Consider the following 23,771-nt stretch of genomic DNA (forward strand, 5'->3'; position numbering starts at 1 on the left):
ATACTGTGGCACGGTGAACTTTGCTGAGGCTGCCGACGGCACTGAACTCGCCTGGGCGTCGGAAGGCGAAGGCGAGCCAATGCTGCTGATCGCCGGACAGGCCACATCCATGGATGGTTGGGGCCCGACGGCGGAGCTTCTGTCCCGCTATTACCGCGTCATCCGCTTCGATCACCGGGGGATTGGGCAAAGTGGGAAGGGCGACGCTGAGCGGTACACCACGAGGTTGCTTGCGGAAGACGCTGCTGTGGTCCTCAAAGCCGCCGGCGCGGATTTAGCACACGTGTATGGCCACTCGATGGGCGGGCGTATTGGCCAATGGTTGGCCATAGATCATCCGCAGAAAGTCCGCACGCTGATCCTCGCAGCTACGAGCGGCGGCAGGTGGCCGAATGCCAGCGCCCAGCCGGATAAAGCTGCCTTGGAAGCCTTGGTCAGCGGTGACATGTCCCGACTGGAAGAGCTTTTCTTCGACGTTGCGTGGGTCCGTGCACATCCCGAAGCGACACATACGTTCTTCAACTCCAGCGCGTCGGCGTGGGCCAAAGTACGGCACTTCAGGGCCAGCCGGGAGCACGACGCATGGAGTGAACTTAAGGCCATCCAAGCCCCCACCCTGATCCTTCACGGCACCGAAGATGTGTTGACTCCTTTGCCCAACGCGTTGCTCCTTCGCGAGCACATTCGTGGCTCGGTGCTGGTGCGCGTACCCGGTGCGGGGCATGGATTGCACCTGGACCACCCTGAGACCGTCGAGTGGATCCGGCAATTCATCACCCGAAAGAGCAGCTAACGCGCAGGAACCCTCAATACTTCGAGCGCAGCCATCAAGTACGGGATCGGATCCGGATCTGACCCTGCGGCCCATTGCATCCACGCCTCGAAGGTGGTGGCGAGGTACGCGGCGCTCAAGTAGCGCGCCGCAGAGTCGGAAAGGCCGTTCTCCACAAGGAAGGTGAGGGTCTTTTCGCGCTGTGGTGCCAGGGACTCGTAGCCGCGGCTGGTCAGTTCGGCATGCTCGGCGATCAACCGGAGTCGTCCGCGGGTCACGGAGAGATCGGGAATGACGGCGACTCCAGCGGCCGCTGCCTCACGCAGCCCGCCCAGCACATCGCCGTCGGACTTTCCGTGTTTGTGGAACGAGCCAAACGCGAGCGTTGACGCTTCGACCACGGGTTCGGTGCCACCCCACACCAGGTCCGCCTTGCTGGCGAAGTAACGGTAGAGGCTCTTGCGGCCGATGCCGGCGGCGCGGGCGATGTCTTCCATGGAGGTGTTCTCATACCCGTGCTCGGCGAACAGGTCCAACGCGAGTCCTGCCACGGCATCGGCATCGATGGTGGCGGGGCGACCGCTGGCGCGCGCAGGTTTGGCATCTTCCAAAGTCATCCCTCCAGTATTCACTCTTACATAATGACACAGAGTGTCATAAGGTGGGTGAACCACTCAGCAACCATCGGAAGGACATCATGGGCAACGACGCTTCATGGCAGGAGACCATCACCTCCGGCCGTTTTGCCGGCAAGACCATCATCGTCACGGGCGCGGCCTCGGGTATCGGCCAAGCCACGGCCCTGCGCATCGCCAAAGAAGGCGGCAAGGTCATTGCGGCCGATATCAGCAAGGACCGACTGGATGCTTTGGTGGAGGAGAATGCGGGGCTTGATCTGGTGCCGGTAGCCGGGGACATCTCCACGGAGGAGACCGTGGCCGCGGTCCTGGCAGCCGCCGGCGGCCGCGTACATGCCTTGGCCAACGTTGCCGGCATCATGGACAACTTCGCCCCCATCCATGAGGTGGATGACGAGCTCTGGGAGCGAGTCTTCCGCATCAACGTCACCTCCCTCATGCGTCTGACCCGCGCAGTGGTGCCGCTCATGCTGGACGCCGGAACGGGATCGGTAGTGAACGTGGCGTCGGAGGCAGGCCTGCGTGGGTCTGCTGCCGGCGCAGCCTACACGGCCTCCAAGCACGCGGTGGTTGGCCTCACCAAGAACTCGGCAGTGATGTACGGACCCAAGGGACTGCGCTTCAACGCAGTGGCTCCCGGGCCCACCATGACCAACATTGTGGCCAATTGGGGCTCGCAACTCGCAGCCGAACGGCTCGGCCCCCTGATGCAGGCCACGGTTCCAACCCCGGCCACCGCAGCTCAACTGGCTGCATCCATCACGTTCCTGCTGAGTGACGATGGCACCAACGTCAATGGCGCCATTCTGGCGTCCGACGGCGGGTGGTCGGCTCTATAGGGATTTCCCGCCAAGGTGCCGGACCAGCGCGTCCACAATGGGCAGTTGCCCTTTGACGAGCTTGGTCCGCGCCTCGGATTCTTCGAACCAGCGGGCATCGTCGATCTCCGGGAAATCCTTGATGACACCTGAACCTTTTGGCCACTCCATGGGAAAGGTGTTGCTGATGATCTGCTCCGGCTGGAAGTCATGGGCCTGTGCTGTGAAGGCCGTGATGAGCTTTCCTGAGGGCTGCCGGAAAACGCCCAACAGTTCGTAGGTGGCAGCCGGCGGGGGTGAGCCTATTTCCTCTGTGAATTCACGTTTCGCTGCTGCCAAAGGATCCTCATCCTCAGGGAATTCGCCTTTGGGAATGGACCACGCGTGGAGATCCTTCCGCGCCCAAAAAGGGCCGCCCATATGAGCGATCCACAGCTGCAATTCGCCGCTGCTCACGGTTCGGTGAAGGAGAATTCCGGCGCTGCGGATGGGCATGTATCTTCCTGGAGGACGTGCTGAGTAACGGGCTTTCTTATGAGGTACGGCTCTGTCCAGAGTACTGCGGGGCCGGGCCACCGTTATCCAATTGATGTTGAAACAGTCCTATTGCATGCCAATTTCCCTTCCGGCAGCGTCGCGGCTAATTGATAATCGAGGAGTTGCACGTTCCTCGGGGGTGGAACGTGACTGCGGCTTTCGGCAATTGCCGGAGGCGTTTCTGGGCGCATCAGCAGGAGGACACAGCTATGGCATCGTCAATGAGGCTCCTTCCAAACGGGGGAAGAAAAGTAATGGGTTTGGCCGTCGTCATGGCGGTTGGTTTATCACTGTTCACGGGCATCAGCCCCTCACACGCCGCGGACACCACGCCCATGGCTGAGGATCCGGGACCGGTGGGCAGTTTTGCGTGGAAAGGGTTCAACTGGCAAAAGCGTTTTTGGGGTGGAGCGCCCATGTACAACGCAAGCTGGGACGCCAACAATGTCAGCAATCCTGACGCCGATGGTTATGTGAAACTCTCCATCACCAACCCCACCGGATCCGCTCCGAAGGGCGCAGAATTCCAGTCCACACGCGAAGGTTTCGGCTACGGAACGTACAGCACCACGGTGGAGAAGGACGTCAGCGCGCTGCAGAAGGAAGTGGTGTGGGGCTGCCTCTTTACCTACGATCCCGCAGCCGAGCCGGGATACACGGAGATCGACCTCTGCGAAGCATCCGCCTGGGGCGGTGGGGCTGCTTACGGTGAAGACTGGCCGGTCACCCAGGGCCACGGGTACTGGTTCGATGCTACGAAGCCTCCGGGCCAGGGCAACAACACGGTCACCTTCGATGTCACGAACGCTCCCATCCTCACCCACAGGATGGTCTGGGAACCAGGCAAGCTGACCTTTGAGACCTTCGCTGGGGAAGGCTACGGCGGAACGCTGTTGAAAAGGACCATCCTGCAGGGATCCACGGTTCCACTTCCGGCCAACGAACAAATCCATTTCAACCTGTGGGTCACCGGTGGCGGCGGCGGGGATGCGGCCCATGTCGCTCCTGAAACGGTCACCATCCGTGACTTCTCCTTTGTCCCGGGGATTCCGTTGACGGCTCCAACACCTACGGTGACAGGTACGGCGGCTGTTGGTTCAACCCTCACAGCCAACCCCGGAACGTGGACCACCGGGACTGCCCTGACGTATCAGTGGTACAGGAATGGATCCGCGATCTCCGGAGCGACGGCTGCCACGAGGGTGCTCGCTGCAGCCGACCAAGGCGCCAAGTTGACCGTCAGGGTGACCGGCACCAAAACCGGTTACGCAACAACCACCAAGGAATCAGCGCAAACGGCCACAGTGGTCGCTGGAACCCTGGTGGCACCCACTCCCACCGTCAGCGGAACCTTAAGTGTTGGCTCCACCCTGACGGCCAACCCGGGTACCTGGACTTCCGGAACCGCACTGACGTATCAGTGGTACCGCTCCGGTGTTGCGATCACCGGAGCCACGGCCAAGACCTACACCCTGGTGAGCGCTGATCAGGCGGACACTATGAGGGTCAGGGTTACAGGGACCAAAACCGGCTACACCACGGTGGCCAAGTTCTCGGCTGTTTCGGCTCCGGTCACCTGAGCCCTCATCGCCTAAGAACTGAGGGTTAAATGACAAACCCGCAGTTGTGTCGCGCTGGGGGGTAAGCGACACAACTGCGGGACTGCCAGGCCTGGTTAGTTCTTCTGCGCCCTGACGGGGACGATCCTCTTGACGGCGAGGCCGAGCGCCAGCATGGCGAAAGCGGCCAGTGCGAACCAGAAGAGATCTCCTGCTCCGGTCATTGCGAGTGCTCCTGAGCCCATTCCGGCTGCGGTAGCTCCGGCGAGGGGGGCTGCTGGGTTGTTGTACATGAGTCGATTACCAAACTTTCTTTCTGTTGAGTGCTGCATCCAGGTACGCCTTGGCGTGAACGGCCTGGAGGAACATATCTATGACGGTTTCGTACATGGTTGCGGCCAGCAACATGTACCTCCAGCCCCGGAAGCGCAGGGTTACGACGCGCTCCAGGACGAAGATTGCGGTAACAGTTATCCAGAAGGGGTGGAGGTTCAGGCCCGCTCCGGTGACGACAGCGAAGATGATGGAGCCGAAGTAGGCCAGGGTCACCATGACGCCGATCATGGACAGGAATTGGCGTCCCCAGTAGGGCCTGGTGATTTTGGTCCATCCGTACTGCACGCAGTTCTCAACAGCGCCACGCTTCCAGCGAAGCCGCTGTGCCCAGAGTTCACGCCATGTGGGCATGACCTCGGTGACCAGGGTGCAGTTTGAAGGGGATGCGATCCGGTAGCCGAGGGTCAGCAGGGCGAAGGAGAGTTCGTTGTCTTCGGTCAGGACCGAGGTGTCGTAGACGCCGCCCTTGTCGTTGCCCGGAGGAAGTGTGCCCTCCAGCCGGGCCGAAACCACATCGCGGAGTGTCTTGACCCGGAACAGGGCTGCCGTTCCGGTGACCACCAGGCACTTGCCGTGGAGGCGCTTCACGTCGCGGGCATAGCGGGCGTACTCGTTGCGCTGCAGGTGTCCGACGAAACCGCCGCCGGGACCGCCGCTGAACACTCCGCCAACAGCGCCGAGCAGTTCGTCGGCCAACAGGTTCTTGGTGGCGTTTTCAATGAAGTCGAGGGCGAGCTGGGAGTCCGCATCCTGAACCAGGATCAAGTCCTCGGGGTCGGCATCGGGAAGCAACTTGCTGAGGGCGAAGTTCAGGGCTCCGGCCTTCTTGTCCTTGTTGCCAACGGTGCGCAGGACCTCGACGCCCTGGGCAAGCGCGAGAGCCTCGGTGTCATCGGTGCAGTTGTCCGCCACCACAACGATGCGGTCCGGGCGGCGGGACTGGTTGTTCAACGAGGTAAGGGTCTCGGTGATGCCGGCGGATTCATTGTGTGCCGGCACCAGGACGGTGACCACGCCACCGGCCGCGCGGTGGGACCCGCGGGGTGCGGCGGCCGTTGCCAATGAGACTGCATCGGTCGTGTGTTCCGTGATTTCCGTGAGCATTGTGATCCCTCCGTTCGTGCGTTGAAGCGTTGACTCACTTAGAGTTCCAACGCCAACGCAAGAAATACGCAGGGAAAGCGTCAAGGAAATATCAAGGTTTGCTCAGGACTTGAGGAATGCCGTCACGATGTGGATTCGAGGACCACTTGTACGTTTTTGGACGCTTCCCGGATGAGCGCTTAAACGCAAGAGGACGACGCCGGGAAGTACCGGCGTCGTCCTCTTGCGTTTGGTGTGAGCTGCTTAGCGGCTCAGGCTCACGGTGAAGGTTTTGGGTCCGCTCAGGGTGACTGCGATTCCGCAGTTTTCTGCAGCTGCCCTGTGTGAGAGGGACTGGACGGCGGCATCGATGGTGTGGTCGATGGCCGACTTGTCCCAGATTTTCAGCGTGATGGAGTCAGTATGTGTCGTCATTGTCAGTACTTTCACTCAGGCCGTTAACAGCCCCAAGCCTCTTCGCCCGGGGCCGCATCCTCGTCGGTGAGGATTGCTGATTCAGCTTGTATGGGAATGAATTCCCTCATTCATGGTTCATGGTGCCGGCCATGGTTGACAAGCGAATCCGGCCAAGTGTGACCGATTACACGTTGCTCATGACTCTGTGTAACCGGTGCTGACGCTCAGCTCCCGCCAACGGTCCACCTCGGCCCGCTGGGCTTCCTCTACGGCGTCGAAGGCCTTTGCAGCGTCTTCGCCGAGCAGCAGGAACGCAGGCGTTTCGTCGGCTTCAACGGCCGTGATGATCGCCGCCGCTGCCTTGTCCGGATCTCCCTGTTGCGTGCCGTGGACGGTGTCGTGTTCCTTGCGTCGCTTGCCCGCGGTGTCTGCGTAGTCGGCGATTGCTTCGGCCGACTGGGTCAGCGACCGCCCGGCAAAGTCCGTCCGGAATCCACCCGGTTCCACTACGGTCACTGAGATGCCCAAGGGCTTCAGCTCTTTATGCAGCGAGCCGGAGATCCCCTCCAGGGCCGCCTTGGACGCGGAGTAGTAGCCGGAGCCGGGAGGGCAGATGCGGGCACCGATCGAGGAGATATTCACGATTGCACCGGAGCGGCGCATTCGCATCCCCGGGAGGACGGCCTTGATCATGGCGACCGGAGCAAAAACGTTGGTGTCGAACAGCGCCCGGACGTCGCCGTCGTCGCCCTCTTCAATAGCGGCGCGGTAGCCGTACCCAGCATTGTTGACCAGGACGTCAAGGGCACCGAAACGCTCCTCCGCCAGCTTGACGGCAGCGTCCACTTGGGACTGTTCGGTGACGTCGAGCGCGACGGCGAGGGCCGTCGTCGGGAATTCTGTGGTGAGGTCCTGAATCGTGGACGTGTCGCGGGCGGTGACGACGGCGTTATGGCCCCGTGCCAGAACAGCGTGTGCCAGTGCGCGGCCGAGTCCGGTGGAGCAGCCTGTGATGAGCCAGGTAGTCATGATGTTCCTTTTCCTTGGGGACCATTCCATTGGAACGCTACTCCTTGGGGCTGTGGGAGTGCGGCTTCTTCCGGGTACTCCCAGTGCCTCCCTGTTCTGCGGTCGGCAACCTACGCTTGGAAGCATGGACAACCGCAGCGAGATCCGCGAATTCCTTGCCACGCGCAGGGCCCGGATCAGCCCCGACCAAGCCGGGCTGCCGGCCTACGGCGGCAACAGGCGGGTGCCCGGGTTGCGCCGCGAGGAGGTGGCCCTGCTGAGCGGGATGAGCGTTGATTACTACATCCGGCTGGAACGGGGGAACTTGGGCGGCGTCTCTGAGAGCGTTCTGGAAGCTCTCTCACGTGCACTGCAATTGGACGACGCCGAACACGCCCACCTTTTCGACCTTGCCCGGGCTGCCGGACCGGCGTCGAAGCAGCGCCGGAGGCCCGCTGAACAGCAGGTCCGGCCCACGGTGCAGCGAATCCTGGACGCCATGACCGATGTGCCCGCCTACGTCCGGAACGGCCGCCGTGACATCCTCGCTGCCAACAAACTGGGCTACGCGCTGTACTCCGAGCTTTTTCTCGACCCCGTCCGTCCGGTGAATGTGGCCCGCTTTGTGTTCCTGAGTCCACGCGCCCGGGATTTCTTCCTGGACTGGGAGAAATCTGCCAACGATCTTGTGGCGGTGTTGCGCACGGAAGCCGGCCGGAATCCCTATGACCGCGCTCTGACGGACCTGGTGGGCGAACTGTCCATGCGCAGCGAAGATTTCCGAACCCGTTGGGCAGCGCACAATGTCAAATACCACCGCACCGGCCTCAAACGCATCCACCACCCGGTGGTGGGAGACATCGAGTTGCAGTTCGAAGCGATGGAACTGCCAGCTGACCCCGGGTTGTCGCTGATCGTTTACAGTACGGAGCCCGGTTCGGCGGCTGAGGAGTCCCTGAAATTACTCGCCAGCTGGTCGGCCAGCGAAGGTTCTCCAACGTCAGCGCCTCAGACCGCCGACGGCAAGTCCAGCGTGTAAACCACCAACTGCACCTTCGGCGCAGGCCTTTCGTTCTCGCGTTCCGGCCGCCGCACGTAGCCCAGGCGGCGATAGAGGCGCTGGGAGGTTTCATTGTCGACGGCAGTATCGAGCACCACGCGCTTGGCGCCACGGATGCCGGCAATGCGGGCTGATTCATCGAGCAGCCTTTGACCCAGACCCGCGCGGCGGGCTTCCGGATGAACAGCGAGCAACCTGAGTTCCACTTCGCCTTCTTCAGCCTGCCGGCTCAAGCGGGAGCCAAAAGGCAAGAGACTCGCGGTGCCCACCAAACGTCCAGTCTCCACATCCTCGGCTACCAGCAGGATTCCTTCGTTGGCCCGCGCCGTTGCGTCCAGCAACAGGCCGAGCCGCTCTTCGTCGGGCTGATGCGCGCCGGGAAGATGATGCCCGAAACCTTCGTACGTCAGCCGCCCCACGGCGTCGTACTCTTCCCGCCGGGCCTCGCGGATGACGTAAGTGCCAACAGCAGCTGTCTGGGTGGTGGTCATGGTTGTCCTTTCCACTCCGGAGTGAGTCCGAGGTGTGATTTCAGCGTTGTTCCTGAGTACTCGGTGCGGGCGAGGCCGCGTTCCTGAAGGAGCGGAATGACGCCGGAGGCGAAGCGTTCCAGGTCCTGGGGAAGGAGGGAGAACATGAGGTTGAAGCCATCGGCCGCACCCTCTGCGTGCCAGCGCGCCAACGAATCGGCAACATGCTGCGGCGTCCCGATGAAGTCGTGGTTCCTTTTGTCTCCGGTGAGGATGGAGTACAGGTCCTTGAGGGTCACCTCATCCTCGCGGCCGGCGATCTGTTCCCCGGCGGAGCGGAAGTCCGTCCTGGGCTGGGCGACGGTGGGGATGCCGGACTGGGCCACCGTGGCATCAGCTCCGAGCCCGGTGAAATCGAGCTGACCCGCGAAGTACTCCTGCAGGAAGTCCAGCACCTGCTGATGAGTGATGAGGTTGTCCAGCTCCCGGATCCGGTCCAGGGCTTCCTCACGGCTGTCCGCCACCACTGGCGAGATGGCTTGGTAGACGTACAGCTCGTCGGGATTCCGCCCGAACGCCTGTGCTTGGGCCCGGATCGATTCCCGGTACTGGCGTGCCTGGGGAATGTCCGGGTGGCTTGCGAACAAAGCGTTGGCGAAGCGTGCTCCCAGCTGCTGCCCCGGAACCGACGTGCCGGCCTGGGCCAGCAAAGGGGAGTGCTGTGGTGAGGGCCCGATATTCAAAGGACCGGCAACCTTGAAAAACTCGCCCTCGTAGTTCAGGCGGGTGAGCTTGTGGCGGTCAAAGAAGAGGCCGCCGTCCTTGTCGTGGAGGAAAGCGTCCTGGTCCCAGGAGTTCCATAGCCCCTGGGTTACCTCCACGAATTCCTGGGCGCGCTGGTAGCGGAGGCTGTGGTCGAAGTGCTGGCTGGCGCTGAAGTTGCCGGCCGTGCTGTTGGTCAGGTCCCGGGTGGTGACGATGTTCCAACCGACGCGTCCGCCGCTGATGTGGTCCGCTGTCAGCGCTGCTCGGGCAAAGTTGAAGGGTTCGTCGTACGACGTGGAGGACGTCGCGATCAGACCGATCCTGTCGGTCACAGCGCCGAGTGCAGTGATGAGCCCCATGGGATCGAAGCGATTGAGGATGCCCGGGTTGGACGTCTCGTTGATCGCGAGGGAGTCGCCCAGGAAGATCGCATCAAACTTGGCGTCTTCGGCGGCTTTCGCGAGCTTCACCTGGTGCGCAAAGTCAATGCTGGCCTGGGGAAATGCTGTTTGGTGGCGCCATGACGCCAGATGGATGCCGGTACCCACCAGGTAGGCGAAGAAGTGGATCTGCCGGCGTTCTTGAGTGAGTGTCTGGGTCATTGGCTTGTTCCTGAAATCCTGCGGGGTACCCGCCCTGGACGGGCACCCCGCAAAGAACTACTTGGTCTTCTTGATGGCCTCTTCTTCAGCGGTCAGGACGTCCTGCAACTTGGCAGCTGTCCAGTCAGCCTTGAACTGAAGATTGCCGTCGTTCAGCTTGCTCACTGAGGCTTCAACCTCGGGGGAGTGGTAGGCATCCACGATCTTCTTCCACGTGGGATCATCCTTGCGGTCCGCCTTCACGACGAAGCCGTTGATGTACGGCGCCAGGGACTCCGAGTTCAGGTCCTCTTTGAAGATGATCTTCTCGTCGCCGAGCCCGCCCTTTTGGGCTTGGGTGTTGTTGACCACGGCAGCATCAGTGGTGCCCTTGAGGGCGTTGACCGTCTGGTTGCTGTCCACCGGGACCACCTTGATCTTGCTGGAGGTGATCTCAGCAGGAGTCGACAGGGAGCTGCCGCCATCCTTGAGCTGCAGGAGACCCGCGGTCTGCAGGTTCAGCAGGGCACGTGCCTGGTTGGTGGGGTTGTTCGGAATGGCAACCTCAGCGTCGGCGGGCAGTTCCTCGACGGACTTGAACTTCTCCGAGTACAACGCCAGCGGGTACACAGCCGTCGCACCCACGGGAACCAGCGTGCCGTTGCTGTTGACGTTGAACTGGGACAAGTACTTCAGGTGCTGGAACAGGTTGATATCCACCTGCCCCTGCTGGGTTGCCGTGTTGATCTGCGCGCCATCGGTGAAGTTCTTGACCTCCAGGTCGATGCCCTGGTCCTTCAACTTGTTCTTCAGCAAGGTCCAGTGCTCCTCGGCACCGTCGTCGAAGCCGATAACCACCTTGGTGTTCGCAGACGTCGCGGAACCGCTTGAAGCACCTCCGCATGCCGAGAGCGATAGGGCGGCGATCAAGCCGACGGCGGCAACTAACAGGCGGTTCTTCATGATGCTTCTCCGTACAAAGGGTAATGATGCGAATGGAAGGTACGGGGTGTTCCCCCTGCCTCACGCTAGGCAGTTGCCAGGGTGGGAAACGAACGCTTTCGCAACACTCCGACGCGCACCGTCAAGGAAAGAAACCGCAGGTCACAGGGGGTCACCGGGTTCCCTGCGGGGGCTGTGGCGCTGCTGGAATGGGGATCCAAACAACCCAGAAGGAGGCCCCCGGTGAGCGCGATCGTTTCCCTGCGCGGAGTCAGCAAACTGTTCCCGGTCCAAGGCGGCAACCGCGTCCAGGGGAGCAAACGCACCGGGACCAGACCCACGGAGCCGGTACGAGCCGTCGACGATGTCACCCTGGACATTGAAGAGGGCACCGTTGTAGGGATCGTGGGATATTCCGGTGCCGGGAAATCCACGCTTGTCCGCCTTCTCAACGGTTTGGAACGTCCCACCGAAGGCCAGGTCCTGGTCAAAGGACAGGACATTTCCTCGCTCCCCGAAGGCCAGCTGCGGAAAGTCCGCGCCGGGATCGGCATGATCTTCCAGCAGTTCAATCTTTTGAAATCCCGCACTGTCTACGGGAACGTCGCCTATCCGTTGAAAGTGGCCGGCTGGCCCAAGGAAAAGGTCAAACCCCGCGTAGATGAGCTGCTCGAGTTCGTCGGCATTGCTGACAAAGCAAGCTCCTACCCGCGGCGTCTCTCCGGTGGGCAGCAGCAACGCGTGGGCATTGCCCGTGCCCTGGCGAACGCCCCGGACATCCTCCTGGCCGACGAAGCCACCAGCGCCCTGGACCCGGAAACCACCCGCGATGTCCTCCGCCTGCTTCGCCGGATCAACAAGGAACTCGGCACCACGGTGGTGGTCATCACCCACGAAATGCACGTAGTCCGGGAAATCTGCGACACCGTGGTGATGATGGAATCCGGCAGGGTAGTGGAAGCCGGACCAACCTACTCCGTGTTCGCCGACCCCCAAAGCAGCTCCACCCAGCGCTTCGTGTCCACAGCCGTCCACGGAACCCCAGAACCGGACACCGTGAGCCGGCTGGCCGCAGCGCATCCGGGCAGGCTCGTGTCCATCGGCATTTCCGAGGTGGCGCCCACACCGCTGGTCGCGGCCACCTTTGAACGCCATGGCGTCAGCTCCAGCGTGGTGTTCGGCGGCGTCACCGAGATCCAGCACAAGATCCTCGGCACACTCACCTACGAACTCACCGGAAGCGAGGCCGCGATCGACGCCGCGCTCGCCGACTTGGGCGACGTCACCGCCGTCGAGCGGCAGACGGCCTCCGCCGAACGTGCCGTACCGCAGCTTCCCGTCCCCGCGAACGCCGGAGAATAGCCATGACCGACTGGACAACCCTCCTGCCCGTCCTGGGCGAATCCTTCCAACAGACCATCTACATGGTGGTCATCACCGTCCTCCTCAGCGGCGCTGCCGGCCTGGCGCTGGGTGTCACGCTCTACGCCACCAGGCCGGGAAACCTGTTCGCCAACAAGGCCGTGTTCTCGGTCCTGAACTTCCTGGTCAACATCATCCGGCCCATCCCGTTCATCATCTTCATCACCGCCATCGCTCCGCTGACGCTGATCGTCATGGGCACCACCATCGGAACGACGGCGGCGATCCTGCCCATGGCGCTGATGGCCGGCGTCGTGATTGGGCGCGTGGTGGAGCAGAACCTCGTGGCCTCAGATCCCGGCGTGGTGGAAGCCGCCAGGGCCATGGGCGACAGCCGGCTGCACATCTTGTGGTCCGTGGTGATTCCCGAGTCACTCGCGCCGTTGATCCTGGGCTACACCTTCATGATCATCGCCATCGTGGATATGTCTGCGATGGCCGGGTATATCGGCGGCGGTGGCTTGGGCAACTTCGCCATCATGTACGGCTACCAACAGTTCAACTGGGAAGTCACCTTGGTGACCGTCCTGATCATCATCGTCATGGTGCAGGCCGCGCAGTTGCTGGGCAACTTCCTTGCCCAGCGCATCCTTCGCCGCTAGCTCTTTTTCAGGGAGAAATTTCAATGCCTATCGAGTTCCTCGGCATGGGTGCCGGCAACGACTCAACCGAGACGTCCCCTGCCACGACCCCCTTCTTCGATCCCGCCTATGCTGCCAGGATTGCGCGGATCCATGAGGACAACAACTGGGACCACGTCCTATTCGCCTACAACTCCACCACGCAGGATCCTTCCGTCCATGCGGCGTGGGTGGCCGCGAACACCGAACGGATCCAGCTGAGGTTGGCACACCGGCCCAATGTCTCCCACCCGACGTTCGCCGCCCGCTCCTTCCTGACGTTGGACCACATTGCCCAAGGCAGGCTGACCGTGCACTTCATCACGGGTGGGAGCCAAGCCGACCAAGCCCGTGAGGGTGACTTCCTGGCCAAGGATGCCCGGTATGGACGGACCCAGGAGTACATGCAGATCGTGCGGCGGGCATGGTCCGGCGGGTCATTCGACTGGTCCGGCGAGCACTACCGTTTCTCGGATTTCGCTTCAGGTGTGGGGCCCTTTGCCGGCAAGCGTCCGGGCATCTCCTTCGGCGGCTCCTCCGAGGCGGCATGGGAGGTGGGCGCTGCAGAGGCTGACATCTACGCACTGTTCGGCGAACCCCTTGCCGATGCCGCTTCGCAGCAGGAGCAGATCCTTTCACGGGCTGCAGCCATCGGGCGCACGGAACCCCTGCGTTGGCAGATCGCGTTCCGGCCCATTGTTGCCGCGACTGATGAGCTCGCGTGGGAGAAGGCGCACTCCATCCTTGGAACATTCGAGACGCGGCGGTCTGCCGGTGAGGTGATTGATCCTGTCCGCCACTACAACCAGAAACCGGAAGCTACCGGCACCCAGCGGCTCCTCGCAGCAGCGGAACGCGGGGACCTCCACGATCGTGCCCTGTGGACTGCGCTCGCGAAGGCGGCGGGTGGCGGTGGAGGAAGCGCGACGGCGTTGGTGGGCTCCTACGACACCGTCACCCAGGCGATCCTTGACTACCATCAGCTCGGCTTCGAGATCTTCGGCCTTCGCGGCTACGACTTCGTCCCGGATGCCCTCGAGTTCGGGCAGCATGTCATTCCGCAGCTGAAGCAGGAAGTGACGCATCGGGAGCAGGGGAGAAGTGCCGGGGAGCTGCGGGCTGGCCATGCCGCAGCCCGGGCACGCGTCCTGGGTGTGCCTTCCTGACCCACTTTCAGCGTCACACTCACACATATCAAACCCTTTTGGTTGTTTTGAGCATCCAGGGCGGCAAAGCAGGTCAGGAAGGAACGCTATGAGAAGCCATGGAAATCACGCTGAACGATCCGCCCTTTGGCTTTGCCTGGGTGCAGGATTCATCACGCTGCTGGACCAATCAATGTTCGTGCTGGCGGTTCCCGCGATGTCCGCCTCGCTTCACGCCGATTCAGGTTCGGTGCAGTGGATCCTGGCGAGCTACTCCCTGGCTTTTGGCGTTGCCTTGGTTCCGGCGGGAAGGCTAGGGGACATTGTGGGCAGGAGAACCCTCTTTATCGCAGGCATTGCCGTTTTCGGGGCCTCCAGCCTGGTGGCCGGTCTGGCCACGGAGCCGTCGCTGGTCATCATCGCCAGGCTCCTCCAGGGACTGGGCGCGGGAACCCTGAATCCGCAGGTCCTGGGACTCCTGCAGGACATCTATTCCGGACACGACCGCGCCAAAGCCCTCGGCGCCTACGCCGCCGCCGGTGGATCAGCGGCAGTGTGCGGGCCGCTGATCGGCGGACTCGTCCTTTCCCTCGGCGACCCATCCATCGGCTGGCGGATTCTGTTCCTCGCCAACGTTCCCCTGGTGCTGATCCTGGTCCCCCTTGCCTTCCGGCTCCTCCCACGCCCGGCCTCCGGCAAGCACCCAGGAAACGGGAGACCGTCGATTGACGTCCTGGGCGCCCTGTTGTTGGGCGCGGTGGTGGTTGCCTCACTCATTCCCACCATTTACGGAGCCGGCATTATCGCCGTCACCTCCCTGGCGATAGGCGCAGGCATGCTGCTGGCCTTCGCGGGCTGGGAAGTTCTCTACCACCGGCGTGGCCGTACTCCCTTGCTCAGTGCCGCACTCGCACAATCCAAGGGCTACGCCTTGGGTACCGTGGTGGCGCTTTGCCAGTTTGGCGTGGGCGCCGGAATGGCTGCTGTGACGGCGTTCTATTTCCTGGCCGGGACCGGAATGGCTCCGTTGGCGGCCGCGTCCATCCTCGCGCCGCAAGCAGCCGGGATGCTGTTGGCCTCCAGTTCCAGTTGGCGCTTCGTGGCGCGGTTCGGTCGCGCCGGGATCGTTTTCGCGCTGCTCGGCAGCCTTGCCTGCCTGGTTGCCAAGGACATTTTTGTGCAAGGACTCGACGGCGGGTCGGCGGCACTTGCGGTGGCCGCCGTCGGTCTTCTCCAAGGCGTAGCCACCGGCCTGGTAGTCGCGCCGAACCAGACACTCACCCTCGCGCACGCCCCCGTGGGCTCCGCCGGCGTGGCAGCAGGCTTCTACCAACTCAGCCAGCGCTTTGCGGCGGCACTCTGCTCAGCCGCGGCAGCCGGAATGTTCCTGCAGGCGCACGGATCGGCCACAGGGAAAGCCTCAAAGGACGCCTTCCACCAGGGCATCGTCATGTGCTGCATTTTGCTGGGCGTCGCCATCCTCGCGGGCGTACTCGACTGGCTGCGCGACGTGCGGTGCCGGCGAAACGCAACTGCCGCCGTCGTGCGATCCGAAAAGGAAAGTACGACGGCGGCAGGAGCCCGGCGCCCGGAGGCCACCGAACCGGTGGACGCCTAAACAGTGGACGCCTCAGCGGTGGGAGCCGGCGTCGCGGTGGGCCCGGTGGTGGGGATGCCGGCGTCGCGGAGGGCCGGGAATCCGCCGTCCACGTGGACGGCGTTGGCGTAGCCCAGGACTTTGAGTTTCTGCGCGACGGGACGTGAACCGTTCACAGAGCCGCAGAACACCACGATCTTCTGGTCCGTTCCGCTGACCTGGGCCAGACGGTGTTCGGATTCCGTGCTGAAGTCTTCCTCCACGTGCTCCCGGTTCACGATCACTGCACCGGGTACTGCTCCGGTGCTGGCGCGGCCGCCTTCGCTGCGGACGTCGATCAGCAGGGCGCCTTCCTCGATGAGTTGGGCCGCTTGTTCGGCGGTGATCAGTTGGGTGTCCTGCTCTACTGCATCCTGGACGGTGGTCTCGATGGTCATGGTGCTCCCTCTGTTGGTGGTGGTTGGAAAATCGGAAAAGGCTAAAGGCCCCAGGCCTCGGCGAGCAACTGGTAGGAGTTCTCACGGTCGGCGGGGTCGTGGGCAATGGTGGTGATGAGCAGTTCCCGGGCTCCGGTGGCGCGTTGCAGGGTGCGGAGTCCTTCGCGGACTTGGTGGGGATCGCCAACGAACCTGGTGTCCAGGCGGTCTTTGACCAGATCAGCGGCCTCGGCGTCCAAGGACACTTCCAGTGCATCGTCCGGCGAGGGGTAGGGGATGGCGCCGTGGCCGCTGCGGATGCCGTGCACCCAGTCTTCGTAGCCGCGGGCCAGACGATGGGCTTGCCGTTCGTCGGGGGCAACCAGGACATCCGCTGAGACGATCACCTTTGGTTCCTGAAGTGATTCGGACGGCGTGAAATGGGAGCGGTACTCAGCGATGGAGTCCAGCACGCCGGCCGGTGCCACGTGGTAGTTCGCACCGAAGGGGAGTCCCAGCTTGCCGGCCAAACGTGCGCTGGGCCCGGCTGTTGAGCCGTGGATCCAGAACTGCGGTTTCTGTCCCAGGGCTGGTGTGGCGGTGACTTCCTCGCCGTGTTTGGTGCGGTACTCGCCGGTGAAGAAGCCGATGATGTCCTGGATGTCGTTCTCGAAGTTGTCCGTATCTCCGGGGAAACGGCCCAGTAATTCGCCCTGCAGCCGGAACTTGCGGGGCAGCACAGCTCCGAAAATGGGCCGCGGCGCGGGGACCAGGAGGCCGTCGATGACACGGTCGGCAGGCTCGGCGTCAGCTGGGCCGGCGGGTGGTACGACGCCAGGAGCCGGTTCGCTGGGCGACTTCGGCGGGCCGGAGCGTCCAAAGCCCAGGTCCAGCCGGTTAGGGAAGACGGCGGCGAGGGTTCCGATGCTTTCAGCGATCTGAAGTGGCCGGTAGTTCCCCAGCAGGGTGGCGGCGGTTCCGACGCGAATGGTGCTGGTGGCTGACGCCACCAGACCGGCCAGAATGTGAGGCGCGGAACCTGCAACCCCCGTGTTCAAGTGATGCTCAGCCAGCCAATACCGCGAGTATCCGGCAGCTTCAGCAGTACCGGCGAGGGCGAGCGTGCTGCGCAGGGCATCGCCAGGGTTCTGCCCAGCGGAGACCGGAGTCAGGTCAAGGACGGACAGAGGAGTAACTGAAGGCTTCGGCATGGGACGACACTACGGACGCGCCGGGGAAGGCCAAAGCCCATCCGTCACCCCGCTCAACCGGGCTAAATCCAGCGAAATCCGGCGCAACGGACCGTCACAAGCGAGCCAGGGGAGGCGCGCCAAAAGGGTGCTGCGGACAGGCAAGGGCAGGGACAAATTCGAACAAATAGCACCGAAGTCTCACAGTCATTTCCTGTCAAACCCTTGACCGGGCCGTTGAAGCGCTGGTAAACCTTGTTGGCGGAAAGCGTTTTCTCGTCCAGTTCCCTTCACTTTGCCCTCAATCAGGCTAAGCGGGGCTGCGTGAGTGAAACGTTCCAACATTGGCGCGCAGATCCCCTGCCGCCCAGCATCAAAGGAGATGTTCTTTGGTTTACCCTTCGAAATGTTCCTACCGTTCCGCCCGTGGCCGTGCGTGGAAGGCAGTCCCGTTGGCCGCCTCCGCTTCCCTCGCTGCCGCCGCCATCGCACTGACGGGTGTCCCGCTCGCGCAAGCAGCCCCTGTCCAGGTTCCGCAGGCAGCGCAAGCCAACCTTCCCGGCGTCGTGCCTGCCGCGAAGGACTCGGCCTCGCTGAAACGCCAGGTGGAAAACCTGGACCGCGCCCCGGTGGCCGTCCTGACCGACCAAGGCGTCACGGTGAGTTGGCGCATGCTGGGCCTGGACAAGGACAGCATCGGCTTCCAGGTCCTGCGCGACGGCGTCAACATCACCCCGGAGTCCCTCCGCAACGCCACCATGTTCGTGGACGCGGGCGGCACGGCGGAGTCGAGTTACGTCATCAAAACCGTCGGCAACGGACAGGGCCAGGACAGGCTGACCGAAGCCGTGAAACCGCTGGCCCAGAATTATCTGGCCATTAAGCTGGACAAGCCTGCCGATGGTGTCACGCCGGACGGCAAGGCCTACACTTACTCTGCCAACGACGCCACCGTGGCGGACCTCGACGGCGACGGCAAGTACGAGGTCATCCAGACGTGGTCGCCGTCCAACGCCAAGGACAACTCCCAGTCCGGCTACACGGGCAATGTCTACGTGGACGCCTACAAGCTGGACGGCACCAAGCTGTGGCGGATCGACCTTGGCCGCAACATCCGCGCCGGCGCGCACTACACGCAGGTGCTGGCCTATGACTTCGACGGCGACGGCAAGGCTGAGGTCTCCCTCAAGACCGCCGATGGCACCAAGGATGCGGCAGGTACGGTGATCGGCAATGCCGACGCCGACTTCCGCAACGCCGCCGGGTACGTCCTGTCCGGTCCGGAATTCCTTACCGTCTTCAAAGGTGAAACCGGCACCATCATGGACACCGTGATCTATGAACCCGAGCGCGGCGCGGTCACCGGGTGGGGCGACAACTACGGCAACCGGGTGGACCGTTTCCTGGCCGGCGTGGCCTACCTGGACGGCGAGCACCCCTCCATGATGTTCAGCCGCGGCTACTACACCCGGACAGTCCTGGTCACGTACGACCTCGTCAACGGCAAGCTCGTGAAGCGCTGGACCTTCGATTCAAACCTCGCCGGCGATCAGTACAAGGGGCAGGGAAACCACAACCTCTCGGTGGCCGACGTCGATCAGGATGGCAAGGACGAGTTCGTCTTCGGCTCCATGACCATCGACGACAATGGCCAGCCGCTGTACAACACCAAACTGGGCCACGGTGATGCCATCCACACCGGCGACCTGGACCCGTCACGGCCCGGACTGGAAACCTTTGCCGTCCACGAAAGCATGAGCCAGAGCGGCAATCGCGGCGCTACCTTCCGTGATGCCGCCACTGGCGAGGTGCTGTGGAGCATCCCGGCCATCAAGGACACCGGACGTGGCGCAGCAGGCGACATCGATCCCCGTTATGCCGGCGCCGAAGGGTGGGCCATCGGCGGTTCTGCGGCGTGGGATTCACCGGTGGGCCAGCTCATGTCCGCCAACGGTGAGTTGATTGCCGAGAAGATCCCGGCCGCCAACTTCCTGGCCTGGTGGGATGGCGACCTGCTCCGCGAAATCGTGGACCACGACTACGACGCTACGGTGTCCCGCGGCGTACCCACCATCTCCAAGTGGAACTGGGAAACGGAGACCAGTGACCGACTCCTGACCGCTGACGGTGCCCGCAGCAACAACACCACCAAGGGCAACCCGTCCATCCAAGCAGACATCCTGGGTGACTGGCGCGAAGAAATCGCCTGGCCGTCCACCGACAGCACAGAGCTCCGGGTCTACACCACCACGGCGCCCACGGAGGTCCGGCTGCGGACGCTGATGCATGACACCGTGTACCGGACAGCTGTTGCCCGCGAGAACGTTGCTTACAACCAGCCGCCGCACCCCAGCTTCTTCATCGGTGAGGGTATGCAGGCTCCGGCGATTCCCGCCGTCGTCTACACCGGCGCCAAGAAGTAACCGACCGTAGAACCAAAAGTACCGCCCGGGTCGAGGTGACCCGGGCGGTACTTCCGTTAAGACGGTTCGCCTAAGACTGATTCGCCCTAGGGCAGCGCGCTCGGCGGAGGGGGAATGAAGCCCGGAGGGTTGTCGTCCCGTCTCTTCCGTTCAGCTGCACTGAGGGTGTCGCTGTCGGCAGTCCCATCGGAGTCACCGTCAACGTTGGCCAGGCCGTTCGTTTGGTCGAACGGGTGGGTGACGGGGTCAACGATCGGGGTGGTGGGCGCTGCGGGGGCCGCGGCTGTCCCGGTGGCCGGTGCCTGCTTCTCGATGTACTCCTTGAACTTCTTCAAGTCGGACTCAGCCTGCCTTTCAACAACATGCAATTTGTCCCCCAAAAATTCGAGGACGCCGTGGGGTTCGTACTCCAGGGATAGGTGAAGTGATGTCTGGCTGGGGCCTGCTTCCTTGAACTCCACCCATCCTGCGTTCTTGACACCCTCGACAGCGGCCCAGGCCACGGCCCGGTTGACATCCTGCTGGACGATCTTCGCTTCCCACTTCCGGTGGACGCCCGCGATTTCCGCGACCCATTCCAAGCGGTCGTCACCGAGTCGCGTTACGCGTTCAACGCCGCCCATGAAGTGCGGAAATTCCTCGAACTGTGTCCACTGCCAGTAAGCCGTACTGATCGGAACGTTGACCATGATTGTCTTGTTTACTTTCGTGGTCATGATGTACGCCTCCTCCTCAGGTCGATATTGATCAGCATGCTTATAGTATCGGGCCTTTTGAAGCGTTAATACAGACCTCGAAGGAACAAGGTCAGTCGATGACCCGGCCATTCTGGACGAGGTACTCCAGATGCTCGGTGATGTCGGCCAACACAGCGATATCCGCCACCGGATCGGCGTCGAGCACCAGGAGGTCGGCGTCAGCGCCAGGTGCGATCACGCCGATTTCCCCTTCGCGCTCAAGCAGTTCGGCCGCCGTCGTGGTTGCCGAGCGGATGGCGTCAATCGCGGGCTGAACCTTACCCAACAGCCTGAACTGTTCGTTCTGGTGGCGGTGCATGCCACCCAGGAGGTCCGAGCCGAAGGCCATTTTTACGCCGGCCTCGTGGGCGCGGGCGATCGCTTCGAGCCCGCTGGTGAGGACGGAATCCACCTTGGCCCACATTTCCTCGGTGAGCCCGAAGTCCTTTCCCTCTTCCTTCAGCGCCCAGTACGTGACCAGCGTGGGGACCAGGAATGCGTCCATTTCGAGGAACAGGTTGAGGCTTTGGTCGTCCAGGAGGTTGCCGTGTTCGATCGAGCGGACGCCGGCTTCCAAGGCGCGGTTGATGGCTTTGGCGGTGTACGCGTGGGCCGCGACGTAGCGGTTGGCGGCCTGGGCTTCTTCCACCGCGGCCCGCATTTCTTCCATGGAGTACTGCGTGGAGTCGATGCGGTCGGTGGGGGAGGAGACGCCGCCCGATGCCATGATCTTGATGTGGTGGGCACCCTTGCGGATCTCGTCGCGGGCAGCAGCGCGGACCGCGTCAACGCCATCGGCCACCCGGCCGATGCCGCAGCATCCACGGCCATTGGGATCGTGGTCCTCGCCCGGCAGGCGCATGTCCCCGTGGCCGCCCGTTTGGCTCAGGGCGTGGCCGCAGAAGTGGATCTTTGGCCCCTCCAACAGGCCTTCCTCCTGTGCCATGGCCAGCCCGAAGTCGGCGCCGGACAGGTCGCGGACCGTGGTGAAGCCGCGGCGCAGCATGGCGCCCATGATGCGGGCGGTCTGCGCATAGACATAGGACGGCGGCGTATACGTCAGTGAACGGAAGTCCGCACTGGACGCAACCACGTGGACGTGGGCATCGATCAGGCCGGGGATCACGAACTTGCCGGTGCCATCGATGACCCGGGCACCGGACGGTGCCTCGGCATTCGGTTCAACGCTGCTGAACTTCCCATCGACGCTGACGACGTCGGCAGTTGAGTAGGTGCCGGCCGCAACGTCCAGGACGTTGGCGTTGCGGATGACCAGGGGCGTGCTTTCTGGGGTGGTGCTCATTTAAACGGTGTCCTTCGCAGGTGCATCGGGGATTTCTGGGACTTCTGGGACTTCGGCGGGGTGGGCTTCAAAGGCCCGGACAAGGGAGGCGCGGTTGGAGTTGACCACGTCGACGGCGGTTTCCACACTCTCCTGCGTGTACTTGCCTTCGGCGTCCAGGAGCGCGAGGACACCCACGACGTTGCTGCTCTTGTCGAGGACCGGAACATTGATCACGGCGCCGCAGCCGAGTTGCTGGATGAGGCCGGAATCGGTGAAGACGTTCCGGAGCGCGGCCAGGTCTGCGGCAAGGAACGGCTCCTTGTCCTCGATGACCGTCCCCAGCCAGCCGGGGGATATCTCCACTGTCTTCTCGCCACCCACCGGGTACTCGGCCGGATGGCTGGTGTAGAGCCGCTTGAGGCTGGAGCGTTGCGGAATCCACTGCAGTGCGGTGAACAGAATGACTCCCGGTTCCTGCTGCAATGCCTCAAGCGTCTGGTGGAAAACTTCGTCCGTGTTCAGAGTGTTCACGGTGTTCACTTGCTTCCTGCCGCTGCCGGGTCATGTTCGGCGCGGGCGTTGATGTTCTCCAGCGACTTGCCCGCTGTGGAGGCGCCGAAGATGACTACGCCCAGGACGCCGATGGTCAGCACCACGGTGGTCATGGTGAACACGCCGCCGAAGCCGAGGGAAGCGGCGAAGATGCCGATGATGGACGGTGCAAGGATGCTGCCGATGCGACCTACTGCGCTGGCCAGGCCAACACCCGTGGCACGCATCCATGTGGGGAAGAGTTCCGGAGTGTAGGCGTAGACGCCGGCGTAGGTGCCGTTGAGGAAGAAGGACAACGTTGCGGCGGCCAACAGGATCATGCCGGAATCGTTGGACTGGCTCAGCCAGAAAGCGCTGATGGCCGATCCCGCCAAGTAAAGGGCGATGGTGTTCTTGCGGTCAATCCGGTCACACAACCAGGCAGCGGAGAAGTAGCCGGGGATCTGTGCCAGGTAAATGAGGATGGAGAACTCGAAGCTCTTGGTGATGGTGATGCCGCGACCTACCAGCAGGGTGGGAATCCAGGAGAAGAAGCCGTAGTAGGAGAACGTGATGACGAACCAGATCAGCCAGATCACGGCGGTCCGGCGACGCATGGCCTTGGACCACATGAACTTCAGGGCGTTCCAGATGCTGATCTTTTGTTCGTGCTTGGTGATCTCTTCCTCTGCGGGTGGCAGGGTCGGGAGTGGTTTGCCCGTGGCTTTCACTACACTCTGCTCAAACCGGTCCACCACTTCGGTTGCCTCTGCGATGCGGCCCCGGCTGATAAGGAAGCGCGGGGACTCGGGCAGGCTGCGACGCCACCAGAGCAGGAGAAGGATGGGAACAGCGGTGATGACCTGCGCCCAGCGCCAGCCGTCCTCGCCGAGGGGAACAACGAAGCGGCCGATCAGTGCTGCAGCAACGAAGCCAAAGGAGAAGAATCCGGCCAGGGTTCCAATGAACCAGCCGCGGCGCTTCGGGGGAATGAACTCTGACAGGAATGGTGCGATGATCACGCTTTCTGCGCCTGCGCCCAATCCTGCAAAGATCCGTGCAATCAGGAAGATTTCGAAGTTGGGAGCCATGGCAGCAACTACCGACATGAGGCAGTAGAAGGCCAGAGCCCACAGCATGACCTTCTTACGGCCAAAGCGATCGCCCATCCAACCGGCAAGGATCGCGCCGAAGAAGAAGCCGAACGGGGCTGCTGAGCCCACCAAGCCGAGGCTGGCCGTGCTGAGGCCCCATAGTTCCTGGATACGCGGGAGGAGGAAGGCCACCACGGCACCGTCCATGCCGTCGAAGGAGTAGCCGAGGCCTCCTATGAGGAGAAGCTTGTAGTGTGGTCGACTGAGAGCCAGACGATCAAGGCGTGCTGTGAGTGACATGGTGATTCCTGCCAAAGTGGGCCAA

24 protein-coding genes are annotated in these 23,771 nt (G+C 62.8%); 9 read left to right on the forward strand and 15 right to left on the reverse strand.

The window, feature by feature from the left end; translation table 11 throughout:
* The first annotated feature begins 13 nt into the window (after positions 1-13).
* Positions 14-793: an alpha/beta fold hydrolase gene (locus AB4Y77_RS09430; RefSeq protein ID WP_442013723.1), complete on the forward strand. Its 780-nt coding sequence runs from the start codon at positions 14-16 to the stop codon at positions 791-793.
* Here AB4Y77_RS09430 and AB4Y77_RS09435 read toward each other — a convergent pair.
* On the reverse strand, positions 790-1,389 hold the full coding sequence (locus tag AB4Y77_RS09435) for a TetR family transcriptional regulator (protein ID WP_311213614.1): 600 nt from the start codon (positions 1,387-1,389) through the stop codon (positions 790-792). The genes AB4Y77_RS09430 and AB4Y77_RS09435 overlap by 4 nt on opposite strands.
* 80 nt (positions 1,390-1,469) lie before the next feature.
* Here AB4Y77_RS09435 and AB4Y77_RS09440 point away from each other — a divergent pair, with 80 nt between their 5' ends.
* Complete coding sequence (locus AB4Y77_RS09440) at positions 1,470-2,249, forward strand: SDR family NAD(P)-dependent oxidoreductase (RefSeq protein WP_311213652.1); 780 nt, start codon at positions 1,470-1,472, stop codon at positions 2,247-2,249.
* Here AB4Y77_RS09440 and AB4Y77_RS09445 read toward each other — a convergent pair.
* On the reverse strand, positions 2,244-2,723 hold the full coding sequence (locus tag AB4Y77_RS09445; protein ID WP_311213615.1) for an NUDIX domain-containing protein: 480 nt from the start codon (positions 2,721-2,723) through the stop codon (positions 2,244-2,246). The genes AB4Y77_RS09440 and AB4Y77_RS09445 overlap by 6 nt on opposite strands.
* Positions 2,724-3,019: 296 nt before the next feature.
* Between AB4Y77_RS09445 and AB4Y77_RS09450 the strand changes: the two genes are divergently transcribed.
* Positions 3,020-4,345 (forward strand): hypothetical protein, encoded by a 1,326-nt coding sequence (locus tag AB4Y77_RS09450; protein WP_442013724.1) that lies wholly within the window; start codon positions 3,020-3,022, stop codon positions 4,343-4,345.
* A 95-nt stretch (positions 4,346-4,440) separates the two neighbouring features.
* On the opposite strand, the gene AB4Y77_RS09455 is transcribed toward AB4Y77_RS09450, so the two are convergent.
* From AB4Y77_RS09455 to AB4Y77_RS09470, 4 genes are all read right to left on the reverse strand, one after another.
* Positions 4,441-4,617 carry a hypothetical protein gene (locus tag AB4Y77_RS09455; protein WP_172325873.1) on the reverse strand — a complete coding sequence of 59 codons (177 nt, stop codon included), beginning with the start codon at positions 4,615-4,617 and terminating at the stop codon, positions 4,441-4,443.
* A gap of 7 nt (positions 4,618-4,624) precedes the next feature.
* Positions 4,625-5,764: a glycosyltransferase family 2 protein gene (locus AB4Y77_RS09460; protein ID WP_311213617.1), complete on the reverse strand. Its 1,140-nt coding sequence runs from the start codon at positions 5,762-5,764 to the stop codon at positions 4,625-4,627.
* A gap of 243 nt (positions 5,765-6,007) precedes the next feature.
* A complete protein-coding gene (locus AB4Y77_RS09465) occupies positions 6,008-6,178 on the reverse strand; it encodes a hypothetical protein (RefSeq protein WP_198318270.1) in 171 nt (56 codons plus the stop codon).
* 177 nt (positions 6,179-6,355) lie between these two features.
* Positions 6,356-7,189, reverse strand: coding sequence for an oxidoreductase (locus AB4Y77_RS09470; protein ID WP_442013725.1), 834 nt, complete (start codon positions 7,187-7,189; stop codon positions 6,356-6,358).
* A gap of 124 nt (positions 7,190-7,313) precedes the next feature.
* Here AB4Y77_RS09470 and AB4Y77_RS09475 point away from each other — a divergent pair, with 124 nt between their 5' ends.
* Positions 7,314-8,207 (forward strand): helix-turn-helix transcriptional regulator, encoded by an 894-nt coding sequence (locus AB4Y77_RS09475; protein ID WP_311213619.1) that lies wholly within the window; start codon positions 7,314-7,316, stop codon positions 8,205-8,207.
* Here the strand turns inward: AB4Y77_RS09475 and AB4Y77_RS09480 are convergent.
* From AB4Y77_RS09480 to AB4Y77_RS09490, 3 genes are read right to left on the reverse strand one after another with little or no spacing between them, the layout of a single operon-like run.
* Positions 8,177-8,719 carry a GNAT family N-acetyltransferase gene (locus tag AB4Y77_RS09480; protein WP_442013726.1) on the reverse strand — a complete coding sequence of 181 codons (543 nt, stop codon included), beginning with the start codon at positions 8,717-8,719 and terminating at the stop codon, positions 8,177-8,179. The two genes, AB4Y77_RS09475 and AB4Y77_RS09480, sit on opposite strands and share 31 nt — an antisense overlap.
* On the reverse strand, positions 8,716-10,065 hold the full coding sequence (locus AB4Y77_RS09485; RefSeq protein WP_442013727.1) for an LLM class flavin-dependent oxidoreductase: 1,350 nt from the start codon (positions 10,063-10,065) through the stop codon (positions 8,716-8,718). The genes AB4Y77_RS09480 and AB4Y77_RS09485 overlap by 4 nt, the downstream gene beginning before the upstream one ends.
* A gap of 57 nt (positions 10,066-10,122) precedes the next feature.
* Positions 10,123-11,007: a MetQ/NlpA family ABC transporter substrate-binding protein gene (locus AB4Y77_RS09490; protein ID WP_442013728.1), complete on the reverse strand. Its 885-nt coding sequence runs from the start codon at positions 11,005-11,007 to the stop codon at positions 10,123-10,125.
* 222 nt (positions 11,008-11,229) lie between these two features.
* Here AB4Y77_RS09490 and AB4Y77_RS09495 point away from each other — a divergent pair, with 222 nt between their 5' ends.
* From AB4Y77_RS09495 to AB4Y77_RS09510, 4 genes are all read left to right on the forward strand, one after another.
* A complete protein-coding gene (locus tag AB4Y77_RS09495; protein ID WP_442013729.1) occupies positions 11,230-12,348 on the forward strand; it encodes a methionine ABC transporter ATP-binding protein in 1,119 nt (372 codons plus the stop codon).
* A gap of 2 nt (positions 12,349-12,350) precedes the next feature.
* On the forward strand, positions 12,351-13,010 hold the full coding sequence (locus AB4Y77_RS09500; protein WP_311213624.1) for a methionine ABC transporter permease: 660 nt from the start codon (positions 12,351-12,353) through the stop codon (positions 13,008-13,010).
* A gap of 23 nt (positions 13,011-13,033) precedes the next feature.
* Positions 13,034-14,194 (forward strand): LLM class flavin-dependent oxidoreductase, encoded by a 1,161-nt coding sequence (locus AB4Y77_RS09505; protein WP_442013730.1) that lies wholly within the window; start codon positions 13,034-13,036, stop codon positions 14,192-14,194.
* An 88-nt stretch (positions 14,195-14,282) separates the two neighbouring features.
* Complete coding sequence (locus tag AB4Y77_RS09510) at positions 14,283-15,791, forward strand: MFS transporter (RefSeq protein WP_442013731.1); 1,509 nt, start codon at positions 14,283-14,285, stop codon at positions 15,789-15,791.
* On the opposite strand, the gene AB4Y77_RS09515 is transcribed toward AB4Y77_RS09510, so the two are convergent.
* Both AB4Y77_RS09515 and AB4Y77_RS09520 read right to left on the reverse strand, forming a co-directional pair.
* The gene (locus tag AB4Y77_RS09515) at positions 15,788-16,207 is read right to left on the reverse strand and encodes a rhodanese-like domain-containing protein (protein ID WP_442013732.1); all 420 of its coding nucleotides are present in this window, start codon (positions 16,205-16,207) and stop codon (positions 15,788-15,790) included. The two genes, AB4Y77_RS09510 and AB4Y77_RS09515, sit on opposite strands and share 4 nt — an antisense overlap.
* 41 nt (positions 16,208-16,248) lie before the next feature.
* Entirely contained in the window at positions 16,249-17,397 is a 1,149-nt protein-coding gene (locus AB4Y77_RS09520; protein WP_442013733.1) for an LLM class flavin-dependent oxidoreductase, read from the reverse strand.
* A gap of 368 nt (positions 17,398-17,765) precedes the next feature.
* On the opposite strand from AB4Y77_RS09520, the gene AB4Y77_RS09525 reads away from it, so the two are divergent.
* Positions 17,766-19,799, forward strand: a complete 2,034-nt coding sequence (locus AB4Y77_RS09525) for a rhamnogalacturonan lyase (protein ID WP_442013734.1) — start codon at positions 17,766-17,768, stop codon at positions 19,797-19,799.
* A gap of 86 nt (positions 19,800-19,885) precedes the next feature.
* Here the strand turns inward: AB4Y77_RS09525 and AB4Y77_RS09530 are convergent, their stop codons facing one another.
* The 4 genes from AB4Y77_RS09530 to AB4Y77_RS09545 form a co-directional block, all read right to left on the reverse strand.
* Entirely contained in the window at positions 19,886-20,515 is a 630-nt protein-coding gene (locus tag AB4Y77_RS09530) for an SRPBCC family protein (RefSeq protein WP_311213630.1), read from the reverse strand.
* Positions 20,516-20,606: 91 nt separating this feature from the next.
* Positions 20,607-21,839, reverse strand: a complete 1,233-nt coding sequence (locus AB4Y77_RS09535) for a metal-dependent hydrolase family protein (protein WP_311213631.1) — start codon at positions 21,837-21,839, stop codon at positions 20,607-20,609.
* Positions 21,840-22,361: a GAF domain-containing protein gene (locus tag AB4Y77_RS09540; RefSeq protein ID WP_442013735.1), complete on the reverse strand. Its 522-nt coding sequence runs from the start codon at positions 22,359-22,361 to the stop codon at positions 21,840-21,842.
* A complete protein-coding gene (locus AB4Y77_RS09545) occupies positions 22,358-23,746 on the reverse strand; it encodes an MFS transporter (RefSeq protein ID WP_442013736.1) in 1,389 nt (462 codons plus the stop codon). Before AB4Y77_RS09545 ends, AB4Y77_RS09540 begins: the two co-directional genes overlap by 4 nt.
* Positions 23,747-23,771: the final 25 nt, after the last annotated feature.

The organism is Paenarthrobacter sp. YAF11_1 (assembly GCF_052113445.1).
Taxonomy (GTDB): Bacteria; Actinomycetota; Actinomycetes; order Actinomycetales; family Micrococcaceae; genus Arthrobacter.